12 protein-coding genes are annotated in these 13,589 nt (G+C 42.4%); 6 read left to right on the top strand and 6 right to left on the bottom strand.

The features are described 5' to 3' along the window. Positions 1–321 precede the first annotated feature (321 nt). The 3 genes from F0364_RS15690 to F0364_RS15680 form a co-directional block, all read right to left on the bottom strand. Positions 322–645, bottom strand: coding sequence for a hypothetical protein (locus F0364_RS15690; RefSeq protein ID WP_153798747.1), 324 nt, complete (start codon positions 643–645; stop codon positions 322–324). 78 nt (positions 646–723) lie between these two features. Then, the gene (locus F0364_RS15685) at positions 724–2,052 is read right to left on the bottom strand and encodes a Gfo/Idh/MocA family protein (RefSeq protein ID WP_153798746.1); all 1,329 of its coding nucleotides are present in this window, start codon (positions 2,050–2,052) and stop codon (positions 724–726) included. Positions 2,053–2,168: 116 nt separating this feature from the next. Then, positions 2,169–3,125 carry a formylglycine-generating enzyme family protein gene (locus F0364_RS15680; RefSeq protein WP_153798745.1) on the bottom strand — a complete coding sequence of 319 codons (957 nt, stop codon included), beginning with the start codon at positions 3,123–3,125 and terminating at the stop codon, positions 2,169–2,171. Between the two features lie 730 nt (positions 3,126–3,855). Between F0364_RS15680 and F0364_RS15675 the strand changes: the two genes are divergently transcribed. Beyond that, a complete protein-coding gene (locus tag F0364_RS15675) occupies positions 3,856–4,266 on the top strand; it encodes a hypothetical protein (protein ID WP_153798744.1) in 411 nt (136 codons plus the stop codon). Positions 4,267–4,388: 122 nt separating this feature from the next. Continuing rightward, positions 4,389–6,890, top strand: a complete 2,502-nt coding sequence (locus tag F0364_RS15670) for a YfhO family protein (protein ID WP_153798743.1) — start codon at positions 4,389–4,391, stop codon at positions 6,888–6,890. A 66-nt stretch (positions 6,891–6,956) separates the two neighbouring features. Here the strand turns inward: F0364_RS15670 and F0364_RS15665 are convergent, their stop codons facing one another. Further along, positions 6,957–7,907, bottom strand: coding sequence for a glycosyltransferase family 2 protein (locus tag F0364_RS15665; RefSeq protein WP_153798742.1), 951 nt, complete (start codon positions 7,905–7,907; stop codon positions 6,957–6,959). A 48-nt stretch (positions 7,908–7,955) separates the two neighbouring features. Between F0364_RS15665 and F0364_RS15660 the strand changes: the two genes are divergently transcribed. The 3 genes from F0364_RS15660 to F0364_RS15650 are packed head-to-tail and all read left to right on the top strand — an operon-like array spanning position 7,956 to position 10,287. After that, complete coding sequence (locus tag F0364_RS15660) at positions 7,956–8,822, top strand: glycosyltransferase family 9 protein (protein ID WP_153798741.1); 867 nt, start codon at positions 7,956–7,958, stop codon at positions 8,820–8,822. Beyond that, positions 8,819–9,394, top strand: a complete 576-nt coding sequence (locus tag F0364_RS15655; RefSeq protein WP_153798740.1) for a class I SAM-dependent methyltransferase — start codon at positions 8,819–8,821, stop codon at positions 9,392–9,394. Before F0364_RS15660 ends, F0364_RS15655 begins: the two co-directional genes overlap by 4 nt. Beyond that, on the top strand, positions 9,391–10,287 hold the full coding sequence (locus F0364_RS15650) for an FkbM family methyltransferase (RefSeq protein WP_153798739.1): 897 nt from the start codon (positions 9,391–9,393) through the stop codon (positions 10,285–10,287). The genes F0364_RS15655 and F0364_RS15650 overlap by 4 nt, the downstream gene beginning before the upstream one ends. A gap of 194 nt (positions 10,288–10,481) precedes the next feature. Here the strand turns inward: F0364_RS15650 and F0364_RS15645 are convergent, their stop codons facing one another. Together F0364_RS15645 and F0364_RS15640 are read right to left on the bottom strand one after the other, a co-directional pair. Continuing rightward, complete coding sequence (locus F0364_RS15645) at positions 10,482–11,054, bottom strand: hypothetical protein (RefSeq protein WP_153798738.1); 573 nt, start codon at positions 11,052–11,054, stop codon at positions 10,482–10,484. A 280-nt stretch (positions 11,055–11,334) separates the two neighbouring features. Further along, entirely contained in the window at positions 11,335–12,069 is a 735-nt protein-coding gene (locus tag F0364_RS15640; protein WP_153798737.1) for an SGNH/GDSL hydrolase family protein, read from the bottom strand. 102 nt (positions 12,070–12,171) lie between these two features. On the opposite strand from F0364_RS15640, the gene F0364_RS15635 reads away from it, so the two are divergent. After that, entirely contained in the window at positions 12,172–13,404 is a 1,233-nt protein-coding gene (locus F0364_RS15635; RefSeq protein WP_153798736.1) for an NADP-dependent isocitrate dehydrogenase, read from the top strand. Positions 13,405–13,589 lie beyond the last annotated feature (185 nt).

Here is a 13,589-nt window from a genome sequence, read left to right as displayed (position 1 = left end):
AGCAAATAAACATATCCTTTCAACGCAAACGTTTGAGTCGTTTATGATAACTAAAGCACTGTTATTATTTCTCCGTTTTGGCGCCAGAAGTCCGGTATTTCAATAAAGCATCGTTGCGTCGCAGTACGTTCATCGTTCTGTTCTTTGGGCAGCTTTTCAGACCCAGGTAGAGAATATCGAACAAAGAACAAGGAAGGTTAAGTAAGGAGCGGAATTCTCTGCTCCTTATGTTCTATTAGCCACTTGAATTGAATGGCAACGCGTCTGGCAGCAAAGCTGGCAGACACTGCAACCATAACCTGCTGCAGCCGCTTCTGCCACCTACAGGTGCCAGAAGCATAAAGCGGCGCTGCGGATTAAAGCTTTCTGGAATGGATGTGGGTTGTAGATACCCTGATTGGCAACGTGTCTGGCAGCAAAGCTGGCAGACACTGCAACCATAACCTGTTGCACCCGCTTCTGCCACCTGCGGGTGAGAAAAGCATAAAAACCGATTAAAGCTTTCTGGAATGGATGTGGGTTGTGATGACCTTGAATGGCAACGTGTCTGGCAGCAAAGCTGGCAGACACTTGAACTTCCGGGTCTGAAAAGATGCCATGAAAAACCAACCGATGAACGTAGTGCGACGCAACAGGCGATGCCATAAAATTCTACAGCCGGTACCATACACAAAAAAGCCGGAAACGCAGTTCCGGCTTGAAATAATTACTATAAATGTTGTTCTACACGCTGTATTTTGTAACGCCCGGCGTTGCAATTACATAAGCACCTTGTGAGTTGGGCACTACCGGCGGCACCGTATCCCATGTATAGGTTTTGGGATGCAGGTCAATACCGCTGTTAATGGCTTTGTTCCAGTCAATCACTTCGCCACTGTAAGTAGCCATCCTGCCCAGTATGGATGTCATTGAGCTTTTGGCCCCGTTTTCCGCATCCCAGAATTTGTATTCTCCTTTGGCAATGGCTTCAAACAGTTCGTCGTGTTCTGTCTGGTAGGGATTGTTTTCGGTCTTTTTATCAAACTGGTACAATACGTTGCCTTTCAGGTCAACAATATTGGCCGCGCCAGCCTGTATTTTTCCTTTGGTGCCAATCAGCAGTTCATCCACTTTACTCATGGTACCGGGTATGTGGCGGCACTGGCTGTTAAGTATGGAACCATCTTCGTAAACAAATTCAACATAATGATGGTCGAATATTTCGCCGTATTCTTTACCGGTACGTACCTGGCGGCCGCCCATGCCCTGGGCTTTTACAGGGTAACCACCCTTAAACCAGTTAATAACATCTATGTTATGTATATGCTGTTCGCAAATATGGTCGCCGCAAAGCCATACAAAATAGTACCAATTGCGCATCTGGTATTCCATTTCGGTTTGGCCAGCCTGGCGTTGTTTAACCCAAACGCCGTCGTTATTCCACCAGGCTTGCGAAGAAGTTATATCGCCTACAAGGTCTTTGCGTTTAAACAGTTCGCGGTAAGAGTTCTGGTAATGGCGCTGCAGGCCCACCACCACGTTTAACTTTTTGGCTTTGGCCTGCTCTGCGGCAGCCAATACTTTTTGCACACCCGCGGGGTCTGTAGCAACGGGTTTTTCCATAAACACATGCTTGCCTTGTTTTACCGCTTCTTCAAAATGAATGGGCCTGAAGCCGGGAGGTGTAGCGAGTATCACCACATCGGCCAGTGCAATGGCTTTCTGGTATCCATCAAAGCCAACAAATTTTCTGTCTTCAGGCACATCAACACGTTTGGCGTCAAAATTTTCGCCGCTGGTAAGTTCTTTGTAAGCACCATCAAGCCTGTCTTTAAAAGCATCGGCCATGGCCACCAGCTTTATATTTTGTTTGGTACTTAAAGCCTGTGAAGCTGCGCCTGTACCGCGGCCGCCGCAGCCAACCAGGGCAATTTTTATGGCATCATCCGAGCCGGAGAAAAAATTGGCTTTGCTGAGCAGAGGGGCAGCCATTAACCCGCCGGCAATAAGGGATGTTTGTTTTACAAAATCGCGGCGTGATTTGCCGCCGGTGTTTGTTGCATCGTTAGTCATATTGTTGAATTTGAGAGTTTGCAATGAATTTTCAAAGCCCCGTAAGTTACACATTTCTGCAGGAGCCTGTTGGTTGATATTTATTATTTACTGGTTATTAATTATCCCGTTTGCCATTACCGGCCGGTATAATTTTTATAAAAGGCTTCAATTTCGTCGGCAGAAGGCTGTACCAGCGGCCTTACCAGCCTAAAGCCCACCTGCATGCCATCTGTAAGCCACCATTTGCTCTTGGGTATCTGTGGGTCGCGCCGGTTCCAGGATGCAATGGATTTATCCCGGCTGGCACAGCGTAGCGCACCGGCATTTTCAAGGTAGCCGCCACCGCGTACACTGCGTGGGTAACGCTTTTCTGCGGGCACCAACGGGTTTTTGGGATTGTCGCCAATGGTGGTGAAATAATTTTCATCATATTGGTCCAGCGTCCATTCGGCCACATTGCCAAGCATATCGTACAGGCCCCATGCATTGGGCTTCTTTTCGCCTACTTTATGGTACTTTAAGCCACTGTTGCCGGCAAACCAACCATAATCGCCCAAACTGGCACTGTCATCCCCAAAATAGTAAGCGGTAGTTTTACCGGCACGGCTGGCATATTCCCATTCCGCCTCGGTAGGCAACCGGTAGAATACACCCGTTTTTTTGTACAACCAGCGGCAATAAGTTGCAGCCGCCATCTGAGACATACTGTTAACCGGAAAACCGCCGGCTTTGCCCATACCCCAGCTTAAGTCTATGTATTGCGGTGTGGGGCGGGTAACTGCATCCACATCGCTGTTAACACTGGTAGCCTGGTCGTTAAAAAACAGCAGGAATTCGTCGTAGGTTACTTCATGCACGCCCATCCAGAAAGCATCAACAGTCACTTGTTTTTGCGGGCCTTCATCAGGTTTGTGCAAAGGGTCTTTATCGCTGCTGCCCATGTCAAAACTGCCGGCAGGTATGGGAGTCATGGTAAATTTTACGGTGCTGCCGGGTATAGTGGTTTCATAGGGTTTAAAATCCCCGACGCTGTTTTGAGCAAAAGAAGAAAAGGCCAGGCATACATTCAGCAATGTTATCAACTGTTTCATGTTCATTGGTTAGAGCGGCAAAAGATAAATAAAAAACTGTTGCTATGGTATAGTCACTCTTTTCAAAGCAACGGGTTACGGCACGCAAACATATCTCATTTAAGTTGCAAGGTTACACCCTGTAACGAAAAAATGCAAACGTTTGCGCGGATTATTACGAAATCCGTAAACCTGGTACGTGGCACTATGGTTAGTAAGGCGAGTGGGGGAGAAGTAAATGGCGAAAGGGGAGGGCTGGCAGTTTGTACGCTTTTTTGCATCGTACATTCCCAGGCAGGTGGGTGGTGGTAAAAAAATACTTCGTAAATCGTACTTTAAAAACATCTTACATCATACATATTCATGGCGCCTGCCCAAGCTATGGCAAGGGCACCGGACAGAACTGCGTTCACAACCTTCGCCGAAGCAACATTTAGGTGCTTTTTCTCGGTTGTGCTCATACTCCGCCACAAGGCTTTGCTGCGATGGCTTCAGCGGGGTAACCGCTTCAATCCCTGGCGCAGTAGTAGCACATCCTGCGTTTATACAATTATCCCCGGTTTTATATTTCTTTTTGGGAGGGCCCTTTTCTCTTAAATGGAAAAACTTTTAGTACGGCTTAAACGTAAGTAGTTGTAAATGAGCAATCCGTTTTCCGGCACAGCTATTGCAAAGAACATGTTTTTCCAGGATGCTGTTAGGGCATTACAGGAACACTCCAAATTTCTAAACCTTAAAACACTGGTTTAAAATGGGCTATGAAGTTCATATAACCCGCAAAGACAACTGGTACGATGTAGATGCCTCCAAAGAAATAACCCTGGAAGAATGGATTGCCTATATAGCCAACGACAGGGAAATGCGTTTCGATAACCTCTCAAAAACATCTTTTGCAGCCAGCGCAAGCCTTTCCAAAAACAGCAGCAGCTTTAAAGCCATCTGGCTGGTTGACGACCCTTGGGCCATTACTTATAAACCTGCCAAGTTTGAATTTAAATCTGGAAATATTACCGTTTTTAACCCCGATGCCGATGTGCTGGAAAAAATGAACAGCATTGCCCGGGCCCTTGCAGCCAGGGTGCTGGGCCAGGATGGAGAATCTTACTCTGAAGAAACCGTAGCTGAGGAGAGGAAACATTGGTGGAAATTTTGGGCCAGGTAGGGGGCGGTTTGGTGGTAACCGCTGCCGGGCGGTTAAAATTTTGTTGGTGCACAACCATCCAGCGCTAAACTCTTTGCCGTTTTAGATTGTTCATGTACGTTTGCCAAGTTTAAAACAACCGCATGAAGCAATTTTCGTGGAAGAACCTGTTGCCCCACATTATAGCTGTGGGCATTTTTTTAGTAGTTGCCGTAATCTATTGTAAACCAGCGCTGGAAGGTAAAGTGGTAAACCAAGCCGACCTTTCTCACTGGAAGGGTATGGCACAGTCTTCATTTAAGTATAAAGAAACTCATGGTCATTTCCCGTTATGGGTTAATAGTATGTTTGGCGGAATGCCTGGTTACCAGATTGCCATGGATGTAGATGATCCAGTAAACCTCGGTTACCTCCACTACTTGTTTACTCTTTTTTTACCTCAACCCATCAGCTTCTTTTTTCTGCTATGTACCTGTTTTTATTTTTTGAGTCAGGTAATGCGGGTAAACTCATGGATAGGTATCTTAGGAAGTATAGCCTATGCCTATGCCACTTACGACCCTATTATTATTGTGGTGGGACATGTAACAAAAGTACAGGCAATGGCATATATGCCTGCTCTGCTTGCAGCTATCTTGCTCGTATTTCAAAAAAAGTACTGGATTGGGGCTGCAGCAACCATAGTTTTTAGCTTTCTCCTGATACAAATGAATCACTTGCAAATGTCATATTACTTTGCTATTCTCGCATTCTTTGTTGCAGCATTTTATGCAGTTTACTTTATAAAACGAAGAGATTACAAACATATCACTCTATCTACTCTTACTCTTGTATCAAGCGTTGTGATAGGTATTTTGGGAAACATAGTTATATTAGCAACGACTTTGGATTATTCGAAAGCTACTATGCGCGGCGGCACTTTAAGTATAGATACTACTGCAGGCAAAAGCAAACAAACATCCGGGCTTCCAATTGATTATGCTTTCAACTGGAGTTTCTTGAAGGCAGAAAGTTTCACTATGCTGATCCCCAGGATATTTGGGGGAAGTAGTTCCGGAGAACTAGACGGCACTTCCCATATTGCAAAACTGGCTGAAGAAAAAGGCATTCCTGAAGATCAGGCTGTTCAGATAGCCTCTTATATGCCTGCTTATTGGGGGGGAATGTCAAAACCAAATGAGACTACCTCCGGACCTGCTTACCTGGGCGCGGTCATTTGTTTTTTGTTTATTTTGGGTTTGGTATATGTGAAATCAATAGATAAATGGTGGATACTGTTCGCATCTGTTTTCTTTGTCGCCCTCTCGTGGGGCAGGAATTTTAGTTTTTTGAACGATTTTTTGTTTGATTATCTCCCTCTTTATAATAAGTTTCGGGCCCCTTCTCAAGCAGCGGTTATTCCTCAATTGTTGTTTCCTTTATTAGCAGTACTGGCATTGCAGAAATTCTTTTTCGAGGAGAAAGACCTGTCGCAAAGGTTTAAGGCATTGAAGAATGCCGGCCTTGCTGTAGGATGTGTATTGGGCGTAGCTATAGTCATGTACTTCTTTTTTACTTATGTTGGCGCGGATAATGATGAAAGTGTAAAAAGTTTTTTATCACAAATTACCCGTGGTAACGAAGGTGAAGCAAAGAGCTTTTATAATGCCCTTATACAAGACCGTAAAGCCCTGTTTGCCGGAGACCTGATAAGATCTATCATTTTTATTGGTCTTGCATTCGGAACTTTGTGGCTGGTAGTTAAAAATAAAATAAAAGCAAGAGCAGCTATAATAGTACTGATTGTGTCGAGCTCTATTGATGTTTTGGCAATTGGTAGGAGATACTTAAATGATGAAAGCTTTCAAACGCAGGAAGAGTATGATGAAAATTATTTTAAACCATCTGCGGCTGACCTGCAGATACTAAAAGATACGGGGTATTACAGGGTTTTAAATTTAACCACGAACATATTTAACGATGCTCATACTTCGTATCATCATAATTCTGTAGGTGGATACAGTCCGGCAAAGCTTGGACTAGCGGAAGACGTCCTCAATTATCAACTCCGAAAACAACCAATGAATTTTAGGGTTTTGAATATGCTTAATACTAAATATGTAATACAGCAGGACCAGCAGGGGCAACCGCAGGTTTATACTAATCCTGATGCTTTTGGAAGCTGCTGGCTTGTAAAGGGTATTCAGTATGTTAGAGATCCGGTCAGCGCTATGAAAGCCCTAGATTCTGCGAATACAAGGGATACAGCCATTATAGAAGAATCATATCAAAAGAGCATTGGCCTTTCACCTCAACCTGATTCAAGTGCTCAGATATTACTTATCGACAATGATAATGATGTAGCCACATATAGCTTTAAAGCAAAAAGTAACCAATTTGCGGTATTTAGCGATATCTACTATGATAGGGGATGGAAAGCTTACGTTGATGACAAAGAGGCAATGATAATTAAAACTAATTATGCTTTGAGAGGCTTGCCGGTCCCTGCTGGCACTCATACCATACGCTTTGAGTTCAAGCCAGCGTCATACTATGGAAGCCTTACTATACAAAGAGTTGCTTCAGGTTTAAGCTGGCTGGTTATTATTATTGCAATATGGCAGGAATATCGCAGGAAAAAAAGAAATATAAATAAAGCTTCCTGAAAATTTTACAATTCCCTAAAATGTAAGTCCACACGCTTATGGCTACTGTTTGGCCTTACAAAAGCCCTATTGCTTTATTTTTCTGAAATTTTTGAAGTAAGAAATTACCATGAATAGTTTGGACGAAATTCCTGCCTTCAAAAACATCTCAGGACATGTATCCAGATCGGATACCATTGAAACAATTGCCGCTGGCCATTCATTAGATACGTATCGTTCCAATTGCTCCTTTTTCCTGATTTTCATGTTTCTTAAAAGCCGCCACCATGCATCGTATATCCATATATTTTTTAACTGCCCGGTGCCATGCTTTTCCAGAAGTATGTACCCTTCCGGTAACTCAACTTCGGGTTTGTAAATGCAGGATTGAGTAACTTGAGTTTCACTAATTCCTACATTAACTAGAGGAATATCTATGTAAGTGAAATTACTTTCGTTTTTAAGAACCCTTATATAGTACTCCATATCAACTCTCCATTTCAGCCGTTCATCATATTTTTCCTTTATGGAATGATGAAGCAATGTAACGCTAGGCGGCCCCACAATATTTTGAGCGAGGAGTAATCCGGGCTGTTTTATAATCGTTTTTTTCCAAGCATGTTTTATGTGAACAGCATTTTTTTTCACTTGGAAACCTGCATAAACATTAACGTATGCAGAAAAAATGAATTTTTTACCCAGATTGGTGTGGTTAACAAAGTTCTGAAGACTCTTATCATCTGTAAACCAATCATCATCGTGCATTAGTTTGATCCAATCCCCATTAGCCTTTGAAATGCAAAAATTCCAATTTGAAGGTGTGCCTAACGGAACGTTATTTTTATAGTACCTAATGTTCAATTCTGTCGCAAAATCTTTTATCAAGTCGCTAACAGAGTTGTCTGGACTGTCGTCAGAAATAATAACCTCAAAATTTTGGTATGTTTGCCGCCTAATTGAATCAAGCAGTCTTTTTAGATATTCTGTTCGCTTATAAGCGGGAATGCAGATAGAAACTTTGACTTTGCCTGCCATCATTGCAAATGTAGGTATTAAAATATTTTTTGCATCGAAGAACTAAAGAAAATGATTTTCAAGTATATCATAAGAAAAAGACAAATCGGAGATGTTTTATGGATAGAGCCGATAATTAGGGAATATGCCAAAAAAAATAAAAAAATAGTAGTTCATACAAAGTTTAATGAACTGTTCGATAACTATCCACATAAAAACGTCATTTTCAAGAAGGAGCTAAACCTGTTTGAAAAAATTTTTTCCAATGCAGAGCGACTGTTAGGGACAAGGGTCGTTTTTGTTAATCTTGATTTTTCCTATGAAAGAAAACCAAAAACGCCTTTGTTGCATGCTTATCAGGACAGAGCCGGAATTCCGAGAGTCAATCAATACCCAAGAATTTATCTGAACAAAGATGAAATGCATTCGGATTCAGTGGGCAAGTGTTATGTGATATTGCATATAGAAACTTTCTCGGACAGAAATTATCGGAGGGTTTTTGGCATTGATTGGGGGCTTATTATTAAACACATGAATGACTTGGGGTATGAAGTAATACAAATAGGAAAAAATCCTGAGTACATCCCTGGAGCCCAAGTAATAAAAACAAATTTGCGGCAATTGTCTGCCCTTATTGGCAAAAGCTCTTTTTTTATCGGTATTGACTCTGGCCCAAGTCATATTGCAGCAAGTTTTGGTGTTCCTTCCCTGATATTTTTTGGAGCTGTGAACCCTCTTCTCAGGCATTTTCCGGAACTTTTTAAAGGTTTTTTTTTACAGCAGTATTGCGAATTTGCAGGTTGTTACCATAATGTTGTAAGCAAAAATGGCCCTATATGCAGACTTGTGGGAGAGGCCGGAATACCCAAATGCTCAAATCATACAACCGGATACGTATTGAAATATATTGATAAACTCATAGACACTTACCTAAAATGATTAGCAAAATAATCAGAAAAATCAAAAGAAAACTGGGAATAAAGCAACGCTATCCATCTGAAACGTCGAAAGTGAGGCATTTGGTTACCCCATACTGTGTCGGCAATGGTTGCGATATTGGCTTTGGTGGCGATAAAATTAAAAATGAAAATTGTATGGGTATTGATTTTCTAAACCCCTACGCTAATACAGGAAAAGACAAAGTTGACATACCTTGCGATGTAATGAAGGAGGAAATACCTCTTGCGGATAATACTTTCGATTACGTTTATACAAGTCATCTTATTGAAGATTTTAGCAATACCCGCGAAGCGTTACAAAAATTTACAAGGATATTAAAGAATGAGGGGAATCTCATTCTTGTATTCCCGGATCAACCTAAGTATGAATCTTATTGCAAAAAGACAGGGCAGCCATTAAATTTATTTCATGTTCATAAAAACATGGGGCTAAAATTCATGCTAAATCAATTAAACGGGATGGATAATTTGTCTTATACTATTCTTTTTGAGAGTGATTGTGAAATAGACTATAATGTTGTTCTTGTTCTAAAAATAAAGAAATTAAGATGAAAAAATTTTTACGAAAGTGCTTGAGATATTTTGGATACGATTTCATGAAAGTACCTGCTGCCCCGATACTAAAGAAAGACAAAAATGTTATGGTGGGCAACTATGAAATTGTTTTGCCTGCGAACAATCCACTCATTAGTACTTACAAAGAGCAAAAAGACTTTAATGGGGAAATTGCCAGGTTGGTAAATATTGTTAACGAAAAGTATCCCGATCTTGTTTTGCTGGATGTTGGCGCTAATGTAGGCGATACTGTAGCAATTATTAAATCAATCAAGGATATTCCTATAGTATGCATAGAAGGGGATGAACTTTCTTATCGTTATTTGCAAAGAAATGTTGCTCAGTTTAAGCACGTTACCACGATAAAACAATTTCTTGGTGAAACGGATTCAAGCATTAATGTCACTTTAGATAAACAGGGTTGGAATACAACGATCATTCCTGGCAAAGAAGGAGCCAGCTTAGTGCAACTCCTGACACTTGATACAGTTATAAATGACATACCGGATAAAAGCAAAATTAAGTTTCTAAAAATTGATACTGAAGGCTTTGATACTATTATATTGCGAGGTGCCTTTAATTATCTTAAGCAAGTTAAACCTGTAGTATACTTTGAGTATAACAGAGATAACATGAATGCTATCGGCGAAGATGGGCTCTCCACTATTTTTTCTTTAGCCAGTCTCGGTTACTCTGACATACTTTTTTTTGATGACAGAGGTAGGTTTGTCATATCTGCTTCATTGTCAAACGAAGACATCGTATCTCAATTGCACCATTACGCAAATGGAAGTGGGAGCCTCATTTATTACTATAATATCTGTCTTTTTCACAAGGAAGATGAGACTTTGGCTAAAAAAATTACCGAGAACGAGTTGTTGGCCAAATAAAATAAGTGTTTAAGTGTCAAAGTTTAATCTTTCGTGGGTGCCCATCCTTGCGATTCAGAAAATACCGAGGGGGTTCATCGTGATTTTCCGGAGTAAAAGGATGTTGAAACAAATCCGTCACCAAATCTTGTCTTATAAAAAAAGCATTGGTCCCGGTAAAGTCAGAATCCACCAGGCAATATCCTTTTTGAATCCTAATTCATATAGAGATTTAAACTGCCCCCAAAGCTACTTGTTCCATCCCAGGAGGGTGCGGCTTCGTATGGAACACAAAATCGAACTCCTGGTCTAAAAATTGCATTATACTCGATAATCAAAACCCTCGGCAAATAGTTCTTTACTGCATTCCATACATAGTAATTGTTTCTGTCAATATCAATTGATAGTAAGTCGGGCTCAGCTGGAGAATTGGCTTCTAAGAACAGTGATTCAATATTTTCAGCGGTTATGAAAGCATTTATAATAGTTAACTTCTTTTGGTCTATTATGTTTTTGCAAGATTTATTAATTTTTTCAACATACTTTTTCTCGCCTCCAATCCATAAACCCTTCCAGCCATTATACAACAGGCTGGTAGTATTGCATTCTGTTCCGTTTTCCACTCCAAACTCAATAAAAAATTTGTTAGTAACCCCTATACGTTTAAAAATTTCATGAATAATACCGTCTTCACCGTTTTGCGAATAAACCTGGAACTCATACCTATTCAGTTTCTTGGGGGGCGCTATAGCGGGGATTATTGTGAAGATTTTTTTCCATGAATTCAAAGGTGGCCATCGCATTTAATTTTGCGATACCATTGTCTATTGATCTGAGAAGACTTTGTGTTTTCGTCTGGTGATAACGTCTGTCAACAGGTTAAGCATTATTTTGTTTTTTACTGCAAACATAATTGATGTTAGTTACTCGCCTGGTAAATAACGGCTTATTCTTGCCCCTACGCTTAACTGCCGCCCAAAGAACAGAACGATGAACGTAGTGCGACGCAACCGGGACGCCACGAAGTCCCTCTGCCGGCCACCAAACCATTCTTCAATAGCCGCAGGTTCACTTCAATACCCCCTTAATCTTCGGCGCCAGCAATTGCGCCCATTTCAGGTACATTTTACCGGACGGGTGCAGGCCGTCGTTAGCAAGTAAACTCATATCGTTGGCAGCCTCCCGGGAGATGCCGGTAATATCCGAGTAACTAATGCCGTAAGCGTTGCAAACCTGCAGGTTTATGCTGTTAAACCAATCTATTTGTTCACGAATGGCTGGCTTATCGCTGCCTGCCGCAAAGGGTGTTACGCTGTAGTCGGGTATGGAAAGTACGAATACATGGCTCCTGTCGCCGGCGAGTGATATGGCCATATTTAATACCTGGGTAAACCGTTCCCGGTAACCGGTGGAGTCGCGGCTTTGGTACTGGTCGTTAACGCCAATCAGCAGGGTTACAATGTCAAAAGGGCCTTTCGGGTTTTGCTGGTTAATGGCTGCAATAAGGTTACTGGTCGTCCAGCCGGATGTGGCGATATATTGCAAGGCCCCTACTTTTTTACCGATGGAACTAAGCAGTTCAACCGTTTGTGCAGGAAAGCGTTCCGCAGGCAGAACCGAAGCGCCAATGGTGTAAGAATCTCCCAATGCCAGGAAACTGTAAGATGCGGTATCCTCAACAAGGCTGGTATCAGCACCTGGAGGGTTGCTGCCAATTTGTGGGGCGGCTGCTTTTTTACAGCCATGGGCTGCCGCCAGCAACAACAGAACAAGTAAAGAAGATATGCCTGCAAAGCGTTTCATTGTATACTAATTACGGAAAAAATGACCTTTTTGTTTTCTCTCAAAAAAAATTTCAAACCCCCTACATTTGTACACATTTTGTTTAACCCAAAAACAATTGCAATGGCCGAAAAAATTAAAGTAGCCAACCCGGTGGTAGAACTGGATGGCGATGAAATGACAAGGATTATCTGGAAATTCATCAAAGAAAAACTTATACTTCCCTACATTGATGTTGATATAAAATACTACGACCTGGGTATTGAATACCGCGACGAAACCGATGATAAGGTTACCGTTGACGCGGCCAATGCCATCAGGCAATATGGTGTGGGCATTAAATGCGCTACCATTACGCCCGATGAAGCCCGTGTAGAAGAGTTTAAGCTTAAACAAATGTGGAAAAGCCCTAACGGCACTATCCGCAACATCCTTGATGGTACCGTTTTCCGTGAGCCCATCGTGTGCACCAATGTGCCCAGGCTGGTGCCCAACTGGACGGCCCCCATCTGTATCGGCCGCCACGCTTTTGGCGATCAATACCGTGCTACGGATTTTGTTACCAAGGGCAAAGGTAAACTAACCGTTAAGTTTGAAGGTGAAGGCGGCACTGTGCAGGAGTTTGAGGTATTCAACTTTAAGGGAGACGGCGTTGCGCTTACCATGTACAATACAGATGAAAGCATTACCGGTTTTGCCCGTGCCTGTTTTAACCAGGCACTCATGAAAAAATGGCCGCTGTACCTTTCTACCAAAAACACCATCCTCAAAAAATACGATGGCCGGTTTAAGGATATTTTCGAGAACATTTATCAAACTGAGTTTAAAGCCAAATTCGACGAAGCGGGCATCACTTACGAACACCGCCTGATTGATGACATGGTGGCCAGTGCCTTAAAATGGAATGGCAACTTTGTTTGGGCTTGTAAAAACTACGATGGCGATGTGCAGAGCGATACCGTTGCACAGGGCTTTGGCAGTCTTGGCCTCATGACTTCCACACTGGTTACACCGGATGGTAAAGTAATGGAAGCAGAAGCTGCACACGGTACGGTTACACGCCACTACCGCGACCACCAGAAAGGCAAGCCTACTTCTACCAACCCCATCGCTTCCATTTTTGCGTGGACGAGGGGCCTGGAGTTTCGCGGTAAGCTGGACGGTAACCAGGAGCTGATTGATTTTTGCCATGCATTAGAAGCTGTTTGCGTAGAAACTGTTGAAAGCGGCAAAATGACCAAAGACCTGGCCGTATGTATCCACGGCAACAAAGTTGAGCATGGTAAAGACTACCTGTACACACAGGAGTTTTTAGATGCACTTGACGAAAACCTGAAGAAGAAACTGGGCAAATAAGTAGTTGGTAACCGGCTGGTGATTAAGAATTTTTTTTTGAGCCCGGCTGTAGGAACTACTATGAGGCATCGTTGCGTCGCACTCTTGTACGTTCTGTTCGCTACGCAGCTTTTCCCACAGGGTAGTTTTGTTGCTGCCGCCTTTGGCGCCATAGCCCAAAGGGCTAAAATGTGAATAGCCCCGGC

The organism is Foetidibacter luteolus (genome assembly GCF_009650435.1).
Classification (GTDB): Bacteria; Bacteroidota; Bacteroidia; order Chitinophagales; family Chitinophagaceae; genus Foetidibacter; species Foetidibacter luteolus.
This window is presented reverse-complemented; position numbering and strand designations above follow the sequence as displayed.

Bases quoted from the DNA above. Each gene is read 5' to 3' on its own strand.
- F0364_RS15690 (WP_153798747.1), bottom strand. From the start codon at position 645: ATGGCATCGCCTGTTGCGTCGCACTACGTTCATCGGTTGGTTTTTCAT.
- F0364_RS15685 (WP_153798746.1), bottom strand. From the start codon at position 2,052: ATGACTAACGATGCAACAAACACCGGCGGCAAATCACGCCGCGATTTT.
- F0364_RS15680 (WP_153798745.1), bottom strand. From the start codon at position 3,125: ATGAAACAGTTGATAACATTGCTGAATGTATGCCTGGCCTTTTCTTCT.
- F0364_RS15675 (WP_153798744.1), top strand. From the start codon at position 3,856: ATGGGCTATGAAGTTCATATAACCCGCAAAGACAACTGGTACGATGTA.
- F0364_RS15670 (WP_153798743.1), top strand. From the start codon at position 4,389: ATGAAGCAATTTTCGTGGAAGAACCTGTTGCCCCACATTATAGCTGTG.
- F0364_RS15665 (WP_153798742.1), bottom strand. From the start codon at position 7,907: ATGATGGCAGGCAAAGTCAAAGTTTCTATCTGCATTCCCGCTTATAAG.
- F0364_RS15660 (WP_153798741.1), top strand. From the start codon at position 7,956: ATGATTTTCAAGTATATCATAAGAAAAAGACAAATCGGAGATGTTTTA.
- F0364_RS15655 (WP_153798740.1), top strand. From the start codon at position 8,819: ATGATTAGCAAAATAATCAGAAAAATCAAAAGAAAACTGGGAATAAAG.
- F0364_RS15650 (WP_153798739.1), top strand. From the start codon at position 9,391: ATGAAAAAATTTTTACGAAAGTGCTTGAGATATTTTGGATACGATTTC.
- F0364_RS15640 (WP_153798737.1), bottom strand. From the start codon at position 12,069: ATGAAACGCTTTGCAGGCATATCTTCTTTACTTGTTCTGTTGTTGCTG.
- F0364_RS15635 (WP_153798736.1), top strand. From the start codon at position 12,172: ATGGCCGAAAAAATTAAAGTAGCCAACCCGGTGGTAGAACTGGATGGC.